Below are 15,686 nucleotides of genomic sequence, written 5' to 3' on the forward strand. Positions count from 1 at the left end.
AGCATTTTTGCTCGCTAATCTGCCGAGGAAATGTGATATCCGCCGGAAAAAAAACCGTCAAACCAATCAAACTCACGCTTTAGTAGCAAGCAACACTCCTTTGCCATATGTTGCACGCTAAAATGTCGCCTTCATCGCTAAGGAGTTCACCATGCCGCTTTCATTACTTATCGTTGTCGCTTTGTTAGTTATCTCTGCTATTTGGGTATTTAGCTATTTCTATCGTCGCCATGTACAAGGCGAAAACGCCCCCGAACGCACTGCTAATGTCACGATTATCGACAAGCAAGCCATCGTCATCCCTCATGCTCGTCCTGGGGAAGAGGATCAGGAGTTCTGGATTTACGTCCAAAAAGGCAAACTTGGCCCAAAGCGGGAATTTCAAGTCGGCGTGCATTATTACCATGCACTTAACCCAGGCGACCAAGGAATGCTGACTTATTGTGGACACAAGTTTCTACACTTTGCACTCAAGCGTTAAGGTAATAACCAACGTGTTTTTGCAGAGCGAGCAACCCATATACTCACCGCCAGTGATCCTGCGCCGCTTACGAGAATCCATAACGGGATCACCCATGCGGGATTCCCTTGATCCCACCCATACTCTTTTACAGGCCATAGAAAGATGGGATGTAATAAATAGATGCCTAAGCTGTGCTGGCTTATCACACTTACGACTTGCTTAGCACGAGCGGGCAATCTCTCAGCAAAATATCGACACACTATAAATATCATGCTGGCGGCTAACACAACGTTCAGTGTTTTATAAGAGAGCCAGCGACCAATCGTATACTCACCAGCTGCGACACTGTGGCTAACCACCATCCATACCGTCGTCAATAGTGCCAGACAGCCAAGCAGAATCGCCATACATAGCGTTACCCGGTTGAGTGGCACCTTCTGATAGAGCAAGTAACCCAACGGTAAATAACCAGCAAACAGCCATAGCTCATTGCTCCAAGGGCCATCAATACCGCATAAAAATAAGGTGGTCGTCAGCAGCCACACAGCAACTAATGCGTACAGCGCTTTATCATCAACTCTTCGGACCAGCAGTTGTAGAAAAGGGATCACAAAATAAAGTGGGATAAAGTAATAAAAAAAACCTAAATGGTAATACGTCGCGTGGTGCGTACTGTTACTCAGCACCGCCTTTGCAACTTGCCCATCAAATCCACTCGCACTCCAGCCGGACAAATAAGCATAGAAGAGCGACCAAACGATAAATGGCAGCAAAACTTTGCCAAGACGTCGCTGAACATAATAACGCGCATCAAAAGGGCGACGATCACTAAGCATTAAGGCTCCAGTGATCAATATAAAGACTGGCACAGCCCAACGGCTTACACTATTGATGCCAACCGCAACCACCCACTGCTCAAAAGGAATATCGCCGAGTTGCTGCCGATAGGGGGCCAACACATGAATACCGATCACCGCTACAGCAGCCAAACAGCGCAATAAATCAAAAAAAATAACTCGTTTGGTCATAGTGCCTATCCACAGTGTTTTAAGGTTTCTACTATAAAGTTGAAATAGTTGGCTATGTAATCCGCAAGTCAGTTATCGGTAAAGGATCACTAATGCCATTATAATTAATAGCTAATACCTATCGAATAAATCAATCAAAACGAATTTATTTTGTTCACTTCAAGGTGCAATCTAATGCTTAACAAGAGAAATCACTTATCCATGACAACGAGGTGAACACATGACAACAAATTTGATCGGTTTAGATACCAACCAAAGCCAACAACTTGCACAAGCGTTAAACCAATTATTGGCTAACTACCAAGTGTTTTATATGAATACTCGTGGTTACCATTGGAATATCAAAGGAAAAGAGTTCTTTGAACTGCACGCAAAATTTGAAGAGATTTACACTGACATACAGGTCAAAATTGATGAGTTAGCGGAACGAATTTTGACTTTAGGTTATCAACCGTTGCATAGCTTCAGCGCCTATTTAGCAACAGCACAAGTGTCAGAACACACTAACGCAACTAATGGTCAAGAAACCATGCAAGGATTGGTTAAGGGATTCAGTGTATTGATCCACCAGCAACGAGAAATTCTTGAAATTGCAACGCAGGCGGGAGATGAAGGCACTTCAGCACTGATGAGTGACTACATCCGCGAACAAGAGAAACTGGTATGGATGCTGAATGCTTGGCTGCAATAAACCCCAAGTTTGGGCAAACCGCCGTCGCTCATGACGGCGGTTTTTACATTCGCACGAAATTTATTACAGCAAACGATGAATATCTTGACTCCAGCGCTGCGCCGCCGAAAGCTCATCACTGACTTGATTTAATTCAAGCCCTAGCAGATCACAATGGCTTTCCACTCCTTGCCAGTCCGCTTGCTCAAAACACTCCTCAAGTGCCAACAGCTCGCCAATGGGTCCTTCACGCTTTTGCAGTGCTAGTTTGACCACGTCACATAAGGGTAACTGCGCAACCAGCTCTTCAATTGAAATATCCAGTAAGGCATCTAACACAGAAAAAAGACCAATTAAAAAAGCTTGCTCGCGATGTTGACGAAATGAAGGATGCCCAGACATTAATTGACAAAATTGAGCACGTTGCAAAGAGAGGTTATACAACTCTTTCGGCTTTTTAGCTGAGACAAATGAAGCAACGGCTAATGATACAAAGGTTTTGAGCTTGTCTTGACCAAGATAGACCAAGGCTTGACGAAAAGAGGAAATCGGCACAGATAAGCGATCAGACATAGTGTTGACGAATCTGAGCAACTTGTATGAGAGCGCTACATCTTGCGCGACAATGTATTCAATCCGTTCAAAATCAGCATTTGGCTTACAAACTTCTCGAAACAGCTCCAAGGCGATAATCTGCTCTGGTCCAACATAACGCTGCTTGATCATTTCTGGTTTACTAAAGAAATAACCTTGGAAAAAGCTAAAACCGGCATTACGTGTCACGGTGAACTGGTGATCCGTTTCAACTCGTTCCGCTAAATAACGACGCTTACTGCCTTCCGCTAAACGCTGACGTACAAACTCGCAAGCGTGATCTAAGCCCAGCGCCATAATATCGAGCTTGACGATATGCACATAACTCAGAAAGCGTTCCCATTCTGGCGCATACACAAAGTCATCCAGCGCCACCAGATAGCCACGCCGATACAACTCTTTAATCGCCTCAAGCAGTTCATCCGTCGGCTCACAGGTTTCGAGCACTTCCACCACAATTTGTTCTCGCGGCAACGTTAAAGGCAGACGTCGAATTAAACTCTTGTAGGGAAAATTAATAAAACAACGTGATTTGGGAATATTAGGATTAATCCCAACTGCCAGAAAGTTTTCGACGATCAAGCGATACGTAGCTCGATTCGACTCAATGTGCGCTGGAAACGCGTTTTTTTCCCCATCACGAAAGAGCAATTCATAGCCAAGCGTATGCTGCTTGGCATTTAAGATCGGTTGTCGTGCGACATAAGAATAATGCATTAGTGATTAACAACTAATAATTGAGACATAGCCATCTTAGGACTTCGCCACTGCTAGTAGCGCTCCACAACCAATAAACATCGAGCCAAATACTCGGTTAATCTTACTCATGACACTCTCTGAACGAATAAAGCGCCCCATTCGTGCGGCTAAGGAGGTATAACCAAGCATCACAATCGAATCAATGGTTACCGTGGTCACGCCTAACACCAGCAATTGAATGAACTGATCTTGGGTTGGGTCAATAAATTGTGGAAAAAGCGCCACCAGAAAGACGATGGATTTAGGATTTGTCAGGTTGATCAACACCGCTCGACGCAATAAAGACCAACTCGTTTGCATTTGAGCCGTTGCATTGGCCATCATACTCGAACGATCGCGCCATTTTTGAACACCTAACCACACCAGATACGCAGCACCAACCCACTTAATCACACTAAATGCCATGGCTGATTGTGCCACTAAGGCACCAATTCCGGCTCCCACCAACATGATGTGAAAAGCCAAACCCAATTGTAAACCCACAATCGCGGCTAGTGATTTACGTGTACCGTAGCTAAGGCCATTGCTGATGGAATTGACCGTACCTGAACCCGGCGCCAAACTAAACAGTATCGCGGTCACCACATAGGCAAGCCAAACATGAGTATCCATTGCAATTCCTCTCAACTAGACTAATCTAGCCTAAAAATGAACTATTCCTCGAATCTGTCCAATAAGAATAATCTATGAATCAGACGAGTCCAAACTCCCCACCTTATACTCAAGAGTCTTTCTTTGAGCAAGTGATCAATACCACGATTGCCGATTTCTGGCACTCCAGAGAAGAAGGTTTTATCAAATCTGCTGATAAAACAAAACTTTATTGGTGCAAACTTACCTCACCTCAACACTCAAAGGCGATCTTCGTCGTCAACGGACGAATTGAATCTTGCTGGAAATATCAGGAGCTATTTTATGATTTTTTCCAACAAGGTTATGATATTTATTCTTTTGATCACCGTGGCCAAGGGCTTTCTGATCGATTAATCGACGATCCACAAATCGGCCATGTCGGTGAATTTGATGACTACATTTTAGACATGCAGCGTGTCATTGAGCACTTTGACTTAAGCCATTATGCACAACGTTTTCTCGTCGCTCATTCGATGGGCGGTGCCATTGCGACCCGGTATGTACAAACATACCCTCAACACCCATTTTCGGCTATGGTGCTCAGCGCGCCAATGTTTGGTGTCAACATGCCATGGCAATTACGTCCTATCGCCATGACACTGAGCCAAGTGCTGACGGCGATGTATAGCAAACCAACCTATGCGCCAGGCTATCAAGCCTATTCGGCAAAGCCTTTTGAGATTAACCCATTAAGTCAAAGTCAGGTGCGTTACCAATGGTTTCGAGACCTGTACCAACGCAAACCCGAATTGCAAGTCGGCGGCCCTAGCACGCGCTGGGTATGGCAAGGGCTCATGGCAGCGAAGCAGTGCCAACTGATGACTCGTCAAGTGAAGTTACCAACACTCATCTTGCAAGCAAGACAGGATGAGATTGTCAGTAATGCGGATCAAATTCGCTTTGTCACTAAGCTGGCGAAAACCAATCCATCTAGCAAGCTGGTCATCATTGAAGGAGCAAAACATGAGCTCTTTTTTGAAAAGGATTGCTATCGAAACCAAGCACTTGATGAGCTATTTAAGCAATTCCAATCTCTTGAAAACACGGTTTAATCGCGGTGTTAGAACAGAGCAAATAGAGGAAATTTCAATTGAGAGTTTTACCCTCTTTTTCCTCTTTAAGATGGCGTAAACTAAGCCACACCAAAGTTTCTCCACCATCTGCGATCTGCAAACCAAATCGACCATGATAATGAGGGTTTTATGACCACCGAATGTAAAGAGCACGCGATTCATATCGTGGCGTCCGATCTCGACGGTACACTACTTGCGCCAAACCACCAATTGAGCGAATTCACCAAGCAAACGCTACAAGCACTTCACCAAAAAGGCTTTACTTTCATCTTCGCTACCGGTCGCCATCACGTTGATGTGGCGGGTATTCGCCAGTTAGCGGGCATTCCAGCCTACATGATTACTTCCAATGGCGCGCGCGTTCACGATCAACATGACAACCTGATGTACAGTAAAAATGTACCGCAAGAATTGGTACAGCCCGTCATTGACGTGTTTAAGCAAAACCCTGATATTTTTGTTCACATCTATCAAGATGAATCGTGGTTATTGAATAAAGAAGATGAAACGCTGCGTGATTTCCACGAAGAATCCGGCTTTAGCTACCAAGTATTTGATGTCAATAACGCACCTACCGAGGGCGTCGCCAAAATATTCTTCACCCACCCAGCGCAAGATCATGAGTTATTAGCTCAGTTTGAAGAACGCTTAAACGATATTTTTGGCGACAAACTGAACGTCGCCTTCTCAACACCTTGGTGTTTGGAAGTGATGGCAGCAGAAGTGTCGAAAGGGGATGCGCTCAAAGCCGTTGCAGAATCATTAAACCTGACCCTAGATAACTGTATTGCGTTTGGCGATGGCATGAACGATGTGGAAATGCTGTCGATGGCTGGTAAAGGCTTGGTGATGGGCACATCGCATCAAAAAGTGTTCAATGCACTGCCGAATAACACAGTGATTGGTAGCAATGCAGAAGACGCCGTGGCTCACTATTTGCGTGAAAATTTATTGTAACAGCAGCCTGCAGTAACGAGCGGTCACAAAACACAGCGCCATTTGAGCGCTGTGTTTTTGTTCATAACGGCTTCACGATTTATCTCTGATACTTGTCCGCGGGTTGTTAAATTCACACCCATCAGTTCAATTTGCCAGCGCCTTTGTGCCATAATCCAGCTTCGTTGCATTGCCCAAAAAGAGTCTGCTATGAAAGTGCTTCACTGTTCCGCGCTGTTATTGACCACGTTAATGCTGCAAGCCTGCGCGACAAAAAACGCATCACAGCCACCAGCCGTACCGATGGCGAGTTTGGATAAACCCAGTTCAATCAAAGCACAGTCCTTTATTATGCGTGGAGAAGTCGTGGTAGGTCATGAGGCGCAAACCTTTACACCTTGTGGTAGCAATCAACAATATTGGCTAGCACTGACGCCACAGCAGACTCAGCAAGCCTTGAGTTTGGCTCGCTCGCCTTATCAGCCTTTGTATGGAGAGCTCATCGGTACTTTATCAGCGCCAAGCCGCACAGGCTTCGATGCCGATTCCAGCGCACGTTTCAACGTGACCAGCATCAATATGCTCAGTGCTGAAAATCCTAAACGCTGCAATCAACCACTCAAATCGACACGCGCTTTTGGCAACGAACCGTCATGGTCCATTCACTTTGAAGGGAAAAACCTTAACTTTCAAACCATCAGCGGTGAAACTCAAACATTCGCTATCACAAAAAGTCAGCTATCTGAAACCAAGCGTGAGTACCAAATAAATCAAGGTTCGCTGCTCCTCACACAAAAAATGTGCAGTGACGGGATGAGTGACTCGCTGTACGGCTGGAGTTCCACCTTGAAGGTCGGTGAGAAAAGCTATCAGGGGTGTGCCACCTTAGGTAATAGTGATGCGACGCTTCCATGGGTTGGGGCTTATCATGCTACTTCGAGCCAAAATAGGGATTTCACGATTCGTTTGCAACTGAATGCTGATCATACCGCTAGCACTCATTATGACTACAACGATGGTCAGCCATCGACCGTAGAAAAGGGGTTTTGGCAGCCATTAAACCTAAATCAGATCCAGGTTGTCATGACGCGCCACCAGCAACAATATCTGCTTTCTGAACGTATCTTTACTCGCACTGGTTACCAACTGAAAGCAGAAAAAGAGAAGGTGGGCGATGTTCTCTACCCTATCGCCAATGGCGGTTTAACGTTATTTTCTGAAAATATCGAGACACCATAAGTGACCAGACCGTGCCCTTGCCCAGTTTGCCATTTTAGCTATCAATGCCTCTGTTCACTGCAACCAACACTGGATAGCCAACTGCGCATTGCACTACTGATGCATGAAAATGAACCGCATCGAGCGACCAATACTGGCAAGCTGCTGCTGCGTAGCTTGCCCAATTCCTCGGTGTATATCTGGGACCGAGTCTCTACGGCGAAATCATTACAAAAGAGAATTCTGGATGAGAAGTTAAACGCGGTGGTTATTTTCCCTTCGACGCGCAGTCAATCGCTCACCGAATACCAATCTCTCTCAACGTCTGACACTCAAGAAATCGTGTTTATTATCCTAGATGGGACATGGCAAGAAGCCAAGAAGATACTCAATAAGAGCCCTTGGTTATCCGATTTACCGCAGCTACACCTCACCCCAAATCAAATCTCTCAGTATGGATTAAGGCGAAATCAAGATGCTGGTCATTTATGCACGTTAGAAGTGGGCGTTGAGCTGCTCAACTCTCTCGGAGAACCAAATAATGCGAGAGAGTTACGCGCGTTTTTTACTTACTATCTCAAGGCTTTTCAAGCGGATAAAAGCGGTCACACCCTAAAGCTGCAGTAATGAATCCAGTTGATGGATTTCAATATCAGGCAAAACTTTGGCCTTACGACTGGCGAGCAAGGTTTGGCCTTGATCGTTATACCAACAGGCTTGGAAACCATTGCTTTTTGCGCCTTGCACATCGGTTATCAGATGATCACCAACGTGTAAAATCGAGGCTGCAGGTAGCTGTAATGCAGCCTGCGCTTTGTCAAAAAGATCCGGATACGGCTTGGCCAAGCCATCGGGACCCGCTTTAAAAATTTGTTGAAAATAATGCCCCAAGCCAATTTTGTGCGGGTCAACATTGCCGTTGGTAATCGCCACTAACGGCATGCGCTTTGCCAGTTCGGTCATCACGCGGTGCGTCTTCTCTGGCACCGTGATTAAGTGACGTAACCGCAACACTTCTTCAATGGCATTCTGCGCAGCCTGTAAAGCAAGTTGCGGCGAATAGCCTAATTGAATTAAGCCTTGTTCTATCTGCTTAAATCGCCACTGAGTGACATCATGACCGAGCAGTGGCTCTTGCAGCGCCAGTTGCTGTTTAAGTTGCTGCCACCAACTTATCGGACGCGTCGCGGAAAGCGGATGATGAGTGTGCAGCCACACGACCATTTGCTGCTCAACATGACGGATCACTGGATGGTTGTCATACAGCGTGTCGTCCAAATCAAAGCTCATCGCTCTAATGGGGCCGATATTGCGATAAAAGTGCATGCGTTACTCGCTCTGTTTCTTTTTACGTGCTCTTGGGTGCGCTTGGTCATAGGCCTGCGCAAGATGTTGAAAGTCCAAATGAGTATAGATTTGCGTCGTCGAAATGTTCTCATGACCCAGCAACTCTTGCACAGCACGTAAATTATTGCTCGATTCAAGCATGTGAGTCGCAAAAGAGTGGCGCAGTTTATGTGGGCTAATATGGCTAGCCACCGCCTGCTTTTGCCCCCACTCGGCCATGCGTTTTTGTACGTTGCGATGCGAAATACGAACACCCAGCTTTGAAACAAACAAGCTTTGCTCATCAGCGTTCGCAAACTGCGTCCGTATTTTCAACCAATGCGCCACCCATTCTTTGGCTTGCCCTGCAAAAGGCACCTTACGTTCTTTATCCCCTTTACCCACCACTCGAATCTCGCCGCGGCTAAAGCTCAGGTCTTTTACGTTAATGCTGACGAGCTCCGCTAAACGCAACCCAGCACCATACATCAGTTCCATCATGGCGCGATCGCGCACTGACAGCGGATCATCATCCTTGACTTCGAGCAGTTGTGCGACTTCATCCACATCTAAGTTTTTCGGTAACGGGCGTTTTTTACGCGGTGCTGCAACGCCTTTGGCCGGGTTAGCCGTCAGTTCACCACGCAAGATCAAGAAATCAAAAAAACTGCGCAATGAAGAGAGACGCGTCGCTAAACTGCTGGCTTTCATCCCTTCACGCATCCCTTTGCTCGCCAGCTGTCGCACCCAAGCGGCATCGACTTGTTGCCATTGATTCAGCCCCATCTGCACTAAATGCTGCGCCATGGTTTCCAGCTGTTGTTTGTAATTGCGTTGGGTGTGCAAGCTCAACCCTTTCTCGCTCCGCAGATATTCATAGAAGCGAGTTAAGGGCTGCTGTAAGCCGTTAGGCAGAGGTGTGGCTGATTCGGTCATGCTCAATCGGTTGCCAAGGTAGAGTCTCAATTAAATGAGAGAGAACTAACGCCAAATGACGTAAAAAGAGGGTATCCATGCTCGGTTGAAAATGGCCGCCATCTTCACTTGCAAACGCTAACACGCCTTGTGATGAGCGCTTACCTAATGGTAGCACCACATACGAACCCATTTCTGGCACAGCGGTTTGTTCACCAAATAACGCTTGGCGATCCAACTTTTTCATACGCCCTAAATAAGCATTTTTGCCATTAAAATGGTTAGTTGAAAAACGCTGCCATTGCTCTTGGGTCAATTGATAATCGGTTTCAGGCGAGGCCAGTAAACGAATATACGCTACCAAACCTAAGGTTTGCGCTTTGTTTTCTATTGCCTTGCATACTTGCGGCATTGAATGACATTTTAAGATCTGCTCTTGCAGATCCATAAATTCGTGGAAAGTGCGGTCATTATTGGCCGCTAATGACATAAAGGCTGTGATCTCTTCCTCTAACTCCTCAATTCTCTGGCGCTGACGATTCAGTTGTACATGCACCAAAGAGACCGCACCTTGTTGATGGTGCGGCAAGGAGAGCCTGTCAACCAGCTCTGAACGCTGGAGGAAAAAATCTGGGTGATCTCGTAAATATTCAGCCACAACTTCGGCTGTGAGTGCATCCGCTTCAACGTGTGACAAAATGATTCCTTATCTTACTTAACCCTAACAAGAGACTTGACCATCAAACACATGAGTCGCAGGGCCTGTCATATAGAGTGGCTTACCCGGCCCTTGCCAGTGGATCTCTAACGAGCCACCAGGTAAGTGTACTGTCACCTCTTCCGCCAATAACCCTTGAAGAATACCAACGGCAACCGCGCCACACGCGCCACTGCCACACGCTTGAGTTTCACCCGCGCCACGTTCATAAACACGTAGCTTCACTTCATTGCGATTCAGCACTTGCATGAAGCCTGCGTTAACACGCTCTGGAAAACGCTCATGAGATTCAAGCAGTGGACCCAAAATTTCAACCTCAGCGGTTGTCACATCCTCCACCACTGTCACCACATGCGGATTGCCCATGCTCACCGCCCCGCAGAACAAGGTTTTCTCTTCAACGCGCATGATGTAGGTTTTCTCTGCCTGTTTGGCTCGAAATGGAATCTTATTAGGCTCAAATTCTGGTATGCCCATGTTGACGGTGATTTGATCATCCTCTTCAACATTTAAAACCATTTTGCCTTTTTTAGTCGTGACTCCAATGCTGTACTTATTGGTCAGCCCTTTCATCCGCACAAAGCGAGCAAAGCAACGTGCGCCGTTGCCACACTGTTCGACTTCGCTGCCATCGGCATTAAAAATACGGTAGTGAAAATCACTTTCCGGATCATACGGCGCTTCAACCACTAATAGCTGATCAAACCCCACGCCAGTATGACGATCCGCCAAGCGGCGGATCAAATCAGGGGAGAAGAAGACGTTTTGTGTAATGCAATCAACGACCATGAAGTCATTACCCAAACCGTGCATTTTAGAAAAATGGAAATGCATAATGCTTCAATTTACTCCGGCAGAATACGCTCTAATGCCCATAGGCTCGATAGTGCTTCACGCTGACGAACAAGGTGGGTTTGTGCACCATCCACCATCACTTCCGCCACGCGAGTACGTGTATTATAGTTCGAAGACATCACAAAACCGTAAGCTCCTGCTGAGCGAACCGCCAGTAGATCTCCCTCATCCAAGACCAATGAACGATCTTTACCCAAGAAGTCACCGGTTTCACAAATAGGCCCAACCAAATCATAGGTTAGCGCTTCACCTTGGCGCGGCACAACAGGAACAATATCTTGCCAAGCCTGATAAAGCGCTGGACGCATCAAATCGTTCATCGCCGCATCAATAATGGCAAAGTTTTTGTGTTCGGTATGTTTGAGAAACTCTACTTTCGTCAACAACACGCCCGCGTTAGCCGCAATAGCACGTCCCGGTTCAAAAATCAGTTCGAGACCTTGATGGTTACTCAAACGCGCCAACAAGGCTTTGGCATAATCGGAAGGCTGCGGGGGTAACTCATCGCGATACACCACACCTAAACCACCACCAACATCCAAATGTTTAATGGTGATCCCTTCCTCTTTAAGCTGATCAATTAACGCAAGTAAGCGATCGGTTGCATCAATAAAAGGGGCAATAGCGGTCAGTTGAGAGCCAATGTGGCAATCAATACCGTGAATGCTGAGATTCTCTAGGCTTTGTGCCAAGCGATAAACATCCAGTGCACGGTCAAAAGCAATACCAAACTTATTGTCACGCAAACCGGTTGAAATATAAGGGTGGGTTTGTGCATCCACATCAGGGTTGATGCGCAGTGAAATCGGTGCTTTGACACCCAGCTCGCCAGCCACTTTATTTAAACGTGCTAATTCAGGCTCGGATTCAACGTTAAAGCATTTAATCTTGAGCTCCAACGCGCGTTTCATTTCAGCTTCCGTTTTACCGACGCCAGAAAATACCACTTTCGCCGGGTCACCACCCGCCACCACAACACGCTCTAGCTCTCCTGCCGAAACAATATCAAAACCTGACCCTAAACGCGCCAAGGTGTTTAATACGCCTAAGTTTGAGTTAGCCTTCACCGCATAACATACCAGATGAGGGTGTTCGCCTACCGACTTATCAAAAGCATGCCAGTGACGCTCTAAAGTAGCGCGAGAATAGACATACAAAGGCGTGCCGTATTGCTCAGCCAACTCTGTTAATGCGACATTTTCAGCCCAAAGCTGACCATCGTCCTGATAATTGAAGTAATCCAAAATTCGTTTCCTTTAAGCTAAATCAATGACTATGGCTGAGGTTGTTCACTCTGCTCAGGCTCTGCTGGCATGTATAACGGCCCGGTTTGACCACACCCTGCGAGAGCAAGGAGTGACAACATAAAAAGTGCAGCGATTGATTTTTTCATTTTGCATGTCGTGATTATTGAGTCAATGCCCCCTATAATCGCACCACAATCAGGAAAAGCAATAGGATAGACAGGATGAACGATACTGAATTTCACCAACTTGTCGATGAGCAGCTAGAAATCATTGAACAAGCGATAGACGACGCAGGTGCCGACATTGATTACGAAACCTCAGGCAATGTGATGACGTTAGAATTTGATGACCGCAGCCAAATTATTATTAACCGCCAAGAGCCAATGCATGAAATTTGGCTGGCATCAAAGTCAGGCGGTTTCCATTTCAAACTGATCGACCAAAACTGGATTTGTTCAAAAACAGGGCTGGAATTGATTGCGATGGTGAAACAAGAATGTGAAAAACACGCTGGCGAAACGATCGACTGGGTGTAAAGCAACAACGCCAAGTGACAGATGTGTGACTTGGCGCTACCGAACTAAGCGTTGACCGCTTTTGAAGGACGAGAATAGAGCGCGGAATCGTTACGATAAGGGACAATATAGCTTTCCCCTTCTTCTGGGTGGACGATTTGATAATACTGCGGCAGATTGAAGTTAATAAGTTTAGCGGAGAGTGGGTTACCGTCGCGCACTGAGGTATAAAAGCTGTTGACGTTAGTGATCATCTCATCTTTTTCGCCGCTGAACTGGTGATAGACTTCAATTTGGTTCGACTCATCCAACACATAAATGTTGAAGCCTTTATCAGTATCTTCAAAGAAAAACTGCACTAAGCCTTCACTAGCAAAACCATCGACGATTTCCGGCAGTTGATAATCTTGATCGCGATCGAGCATTAACAGCGGTGAACCTTTCAATTTGTTGGTTGAAATACTGCGGTAAAAATCTACCGAATTTTCCAACTTCTGTACCGAAACCCCTCGCCGTTCAAAAAACAGACCATACATTTGATCGCCAATGCGTAACGCTTTAAAACGGCGACGTTTCTCTTGCTCTACCGGTTTCAAACGCAAATCGATACATTCCGCCAGCAACTGGTACACCATGTTGCGCATCACGCCACGCAGACTTTTGCTGTAACAAAATACATCGACAGACTCTGGCGGTAGCGCATCTTGGTGCATTTTGCCAAGCACGGTTTTCAACGCGTCGAGCATCGCCGTTTCGCCAGTAAAATGGAGAGTCCGTACTTCATGCCACGAGTTGCGATACACTAAATCGACACTACCGACTAAGCTTTTTTGCTCAGATCCGAAACTGAAAATATCTATATTTTTCAAATCAATTTTGAGCGATTTACCGCTTAATTCCGCGGTAGGATCATTTTCAAAGTTGATGAACATCGCCAGTTGGCTGATTTCACAAGGACTTGCTAGAGCCTGCATGGTCGGCCGCCGCTTACGCAACGAGAAGGTATTACGCAAATCGCTAACCATTTGATAGAACTTATCAATATCCAACTGTGCGTCACGTACTACTGAATGCAAATGAGTTGATTCCGTGATCAAACCATTAAAGAAGGCCCAAGAAACCAGCTTACTGAGGTATTCATTATGCTCAAGGAAAGGTTGGCCAATCATACGATGGGCAACCAGAGGCTGCTTATACAGATACCAGCCTGCCTTATTGGTTCGCCCTTCTCGAACTTGAATAAACGAGAGATCCGGCTCGTGCAGATCTGGCGAAATTTGTGGATTCAGTAGCGTGACTTTACCCGGCAACACCTCAAATACCGCATACAACTTACGTGCGAGGATTGATATATCTTGTGGGCTAATGGCCGAGGTGATGTCATTACGACGCGCAAACTGGATCAGGTTTCGATAGCTCAGCATCAACGCATCTAACAACGCATGGTGGACAACTTTAACTTGTTCGACTTTCCAATTACGGCGATTGTCTAATTCTTGAACAACAGATTCCGACCAATTCCATTGCTGAATCATGTGGCTTAATGCTTCTCGACGCCATGCCACTGAGCCTAAGCTTGGCTCACGGGATAACTTTTCATGCGTTTTGAGATAGAAACAACGACGCACCAGATCAAGACGGGCAGAATCACCAATGCGTTCAAGGTAACGCGTCACTTTTTCAAGCATTAAATAGTAAGCATCCATACTGTACAAATCAGGTTCATGAGTAAAAAACCTTCGTTTGGTATCAATGCTTAATAATTGTGTGTGTGGGTACTCCCACGAATACGCCTCAAGCAGAATCGCTTTTAACACTGACTTGTAAGGCGAGTCGATGCTTTTATAAAGCTGCCAAAGGTTTGCGCCGAAATACTCTTCAGCAGGAATGCGGTTCAACTTACCAAAATCGCTCCATTCACTGCAATTAATGTAATCATTGCTGCACAATTCGTGCACGTATTCGTCGTAGCACTCTTCCATTTCAGGAGGCACAATTTGCCACAGTAAACGCTTGCCTGCCAACCGAACAGCAGAGCGATAGAACTCGTCTAATAGCAGAAGATGTTGCGATGAACCGCAGTTTTCGCCTGTCATCTGCTCAGAATGATTACTGCGAAAACGTAGCTCATCCATCAAGAAAAAGTTGGCTTCCACCCCTTGGCTCTTTGCCCAATCAGTGATCAACAAACATTTGTTGCTTAAGCTTTCCCGCTCATCACAGCTCATACTCGATGCTACACATACCCAAATATCTAAGTCACTCGAGGTGCTTTGACCAATCGACGAGGTACTGCCCATGGTATACAGAGCAAGAATAGCGGGGGTGTCTGCGGTCGGTAAGGGTTGACCTAAGGTTAGTTCTGTATCTTCAACCAGCTGACGTTGGATGTCGTTAGGCTCAAAACCATAGACACCATAAGGGACTTTTGCATCGTAGTAGCCGGGAATAATCGGGTGATTGAAGTGCAGTAATGCAGGAATGAAATGAAATACACGTTGACTTTGCAAATCCATAAGCGCCAGCGCACGCTCGGTACGTTGCTGGTTGAGATTGTCTAATCGTTGAATTAACGTCTTGGTGTAAGCCTGCAAGGTTGATTCCTTGGTTGAAACATTAACACGCGCTTTGATTATATTTTATTCTAAAGCACCAAAAAAACGTGATCAATCTAACATTTTCTTTCCATTTGGTAAAGCCCTCTCGATGCATATCACACTCAGGCGGAGCATGCCT

Annotated in this window: 17 protein-coding genes; 7 read left to right on the forward strand and 10 right to left on the reverse strand. The window is 46.0% G+C overall.

Translation table 11 applies throughout. The features are described 5' to 3' along the window. Nucleotides 1–151 precede the first annotated feature (151 nt). Nucleotides 152–481, forward strand: coding sequence for a DUF2500 domain-containing protein (locus tag N5E84_RS12620; RefSeq protein ID WP_017044543.1), 330 nt, complete (start codon nt 152–154; stop codon nt 479–481). Here the strand turns inward: N5E84_RS12620 and N5E84_RS12625 are convergent. After that, entirely contained in the window at nt 478–1,491 is a 1,014-nt protein-coding gene (locus tag N5E84_RS12625; protein ID WP_013855506.1) for an acyltransferase, read from the reverse strand. The genes N5E84_RS12620 and N5E84_RS12625 overlap by 4 nt on opposite strands. Before the next feature lie 220 nt (nt 1,492–1,711). Between N5E84_RS12625 and N5E84_RS12630 the strand changes: the two genes are divergently transcribed. After that, complete coding sequence (locus N5E84_RS12630) at nt 1,712–2,182, forward strand: Dps family protein (RefSeq protein ID WP_019281805.1); 471 nt, start codon at nt 1,712–1,714, stop codon at nt 2,180–2,182. Between the two features lie 63 nt (nt 2,183–2,245). Here N5E84_RS12630 and N5E84_RS12635 read toward each other — a convergent pair whose 3' ends face one another. Together N5E84_RS12635 and rhtB are read right to left on the reverse strand one after the other, a co-directional pair. Beyond that, on the reverse strand, nt 2,246–3,472 hold the full coding sequence (locus tag N5E84_RS12635; protein WP_013855508.1) for an EAL and HDOD domain-containing protein: 1,227 nt from the start codon (nt 3,470–3,472) through the stop codon (nt 2,246–2,248). A 36-nt stretch (nt 3,473–3,508) separates the two neighbouring features. Further along, a complete protein-coding gene (gene rhtB, locus N5E84_RS12640; protein WP_029388131.1) occupies nt 3,509–4,126 on the reverse strand; it encodes a homoserine/homoserine lactone efflux protein in 618 nt (205 codons plus the stop codon). 74 nt (nt 4,127–4,200) lie between these two features. Here rhtB and N5E84_RS12645 point away from each other — a divergent pair, with 74 nt between their 5' ends. The 4 genes from N5E84_RS12645 (at nt 4,201) to N5E84_RS12660 (ending at nt 8,001) form a co-directional block, all read left to right on the forward strand. Beyond that, on the forward strand, nt 4,201–5,199 hold the full coding sequence (locus tag N5E84_RS12645) for an alpha/beta fold hydrolase (protein WP_029388130.1): 999 nt from the start codon (nt 4,201–4,203) through the stop codon (nt 5,197–5,199). A 150-nt stretch (nt 5,200–5,349) separates the two neighbouring features. After that, nucleotides 5,350–6,177 (forward strand): Cof-type HAD-IIB family hydrolase, encoded by an 828-nt coding sequence (locus N5E84_RS12650; protein ID WP_019281803.1) that lies wholly within the window; start codon nt 5,350–5,352, stop codon nt 6,175–6,177. A gap of 189 nt (nt 6,178–6,366) precedes the next feature. Then, entirely contained in the window at nt 6,367–7,395 is a 1,029-nt protein-coding gene (locus tag N5E84_RS12655) for a COG3650 family protein (RefSeq protein ID WP_019281802.1), read from the forward strand. Continuing rightward, nucleotides 7,396–8,001 carry a tRNA-uridine aminocarboxypropyltransferase gene (locus N5E84_RS12660; protein WP_019281801.1) on the forward strand — a complete coding sequence of 202 codons (606 nt, stop codon included), beginning with the start codon at nt 7,396–7,398 and terminating at the stop codon, nt 7,999–8,001. It begins immediately after the preceding gene. Here N5E84_RS12660 and yigB read toward each other — a convergent pair. From yigB to lptM, 6 genes are read right to left on the reverse strand one after another with little or no spacing between them, the layout of a single operon-like run. After that, nucleotides 7,987–8,700 (reverse strand): 5-amino-6-(5-phospho-D-ribitylamino)uracil phosphatase YigB, encoded by a 714-nt coding sequence (gene yigB / locus N5E84_RS12665; RefSeq protein WP_019281800.1) that lies wholly within the window; start codon nt 8,698–8,700, stop codon nt 7,987–7,989. The genes N5E84_RS12660 and yigB overlap by 15 nt on opposite strands. A 3-nt stretch (nt 8,701–8,703) precedes the next feature. After that, nucleotides 8,704–9,636, reverse strand: a complete 933-nt coding sequence (gene xerC / locus N5E84_RS12670; protein ID WP_010319873.1) for a tyrosine recombinase XerC — start codon at nt 9,634–9,636, stop codon at nt 8,704–8,706. Further along, the gene (locus tag N5E84_RS12675; protein ID WP_017049935.1) at nt 9,608–10,312 is read right to left on the reverse strand and encodes a DUF484 family protein; all 705 of its coding nucleotides are present in this window, start codon (nt 10,310–10,312) and stop codon (nt 9,608–9,610) included. The genes xerC and N5E84_RS12675 overlap by 29 nt, the downstream gene beginning before the upstream one ends. 24 nt (nt 10,313–10,336) lie before the next feature. Beyond that, the gene (gene dapF / locus N5E84_RS12680; RefSeq protein WP_010319875.1) at nt 10,337–11,167 is read right to left on the reverse strand and encodes a diaminopimelate epimerase; all 831 of its coding nucleotides are present in this window, start codon (nt 11,165–11,167) and stop codon (nt 10,337–10,339) included. Nucleotides 11,168–11,178: 11 nt separating this feature from the next. Beyond that, complete coding sequence (lysA, locus tag N5E84_RS12685) at nt 11,179–12,432, reverse strand: diaminopimelate decarboxylase (protein ID WP_019281799.1); 1,254 nt, start codon at nt 12,430–12,432, stop codon at nt 11,179–11,181. A gap of 29 nt (nt 12,433–12,461) precedes the next feature. Beyond that, the gene (lptM, locus tag N5E84_RS21385; protein WP_033197445.1) at nt 12,462–12,581 is read right to left on the reverse strand and encodes an LPS translocon maturation chaperone LptM; all 120 of its coding nucleotides are present in this window, start codon (nt 12,579–12,581) and stop codon (nt 12,462–12,464) included. Between the two features lie 75 nt (nt 12,582–12,656). Between lptM and cyaY the strand changes: the two genes are divergently transcribed. Continuing rightward, nucleotides 12,657–12,971: an iron donor protein CyaY gene (cyaY, locus tag N5E84_RS12695; protein ID WP_010319878.1), complete on the forward strand. Its 315-nt coding sequence runs from the start codon at nt 12,657–12,659 to the stop codon at nt 12,969–12,971. A gap of 44 nt (nt 12,972–13,015) precedes the next feature. On the opposite strand, the gene N5E84_RS12700 is transcribed toward cyaY, so the two are convergent. Beyond that, nucleotides 13,016–15,544, reverse strand: coding sequence for a class I adenylate cyclase (locus tag N5E84_RS12700; protein WP_019281798.1), 2,529 nt, complete (start codon nt 15,542–15,544; stop codon nt 13,016–13,018). Nucleotides 15,545–15,686: the final 142 nt, after the last annotated feature.

The sequence above is a fragment of the Vibrio sp. J502 genome (assembly GCF_025397955.1).
Taxonomy (GTDB): domain Bacteria; phylum Pseudomonadota; class Gammaproteobacteria; order Enterobacterales; family Vibrionaceae; genus Vibrio; species Vibrio anguillarum.

Bases quoted from the DNA above. Each gene is read 5' to 3' on its own strand.
- N5E84_RS12620 (WP_017044543.1), top strand. From the start codon at position 152: ATGCCGCTTTCATTACTTATCGTTGTCGCTTTGTTAGTTATCTCTGCT.
- N5E84_RS12625 (WP_013855506.1), bottom strand. From the start codon at position 1,491: ATGACCAAACGAGTTATTTTTTTTGATTTATTGCGCTGTTTGGCTGCT.
- N5E84_RS12630 (WP_019281805.1), top strand. From the start codon at position 1,712: ATGACAACAAATTTGATCGGTTTAGATACCAACCAAAGCCAACAACTT.
- N5E84_RS12635 (WP_013855508.1), bottom strand. From the start codon at position 3,472: ATGCATTATTCTTATGTCGCACGACAACCGATCTTAAATGCCAAGCAG.
- rhtB (WP_029388131.1), bottom strand. From the start codon at position 4,126: ATGGATACTCATGTTTGGCTTGCCTATGTGGTGACCGCGATACTGTTT.
- N5E84_RS12645 (WP_029388130.1), top strand. From the start codon at position 4,201: ATGAATCAGACGAGTCCAAACTCCCCACCTTATACTCAAGAGTCTTTC.
- N5E84_RS12650 (WP_019281803.1), top strand. From the start codon at position 5,350: ATGACCACCGAATGTAAAGAGCACGCGATTCATATCGTGGCGTCCGAT.
- N5E84_RS12655 (WP_019281802.1), top strand. From the start codon at position 6,367: ATGAAAGTGCTTCACTGTTCCGCGCTGTTATTGACCACGTTAATGCTG.
- yigB (WP_019281800.1), bottom strand. From the start codon at position 8,700: ATGCACTTTTATCGCAATATCGGCCCCATTAGAGCGATGAGCTTTGAT.
- xerC (WP_010319873.1), bottom strand. From the start codon at position 9,636: ATGACCGAATCAGCCACACCTCTGCCTAACGGCTTACAGCAGCCCTTA.
- dapF (WP_010319875.1), bottom strand. From the start codon at position 11,167: ATGCATTTCCATTTTTCTAAAATGCACGGTTTGGGTAATGACTTCATG.
- lptM (WP_033197445.1), bottom strand. From the start codon at position 12,581: ATGAAAAAATCAATCGCTGCACTTTTTATGTTGTCACTCCTTGCTCTC.
- cyaY (WP_010319878.1), top strand. From the start codon at position 12,657: ATGAACGATACTGAATTTCACCAACTTGTCGATGAGCAGCTAGAAATC.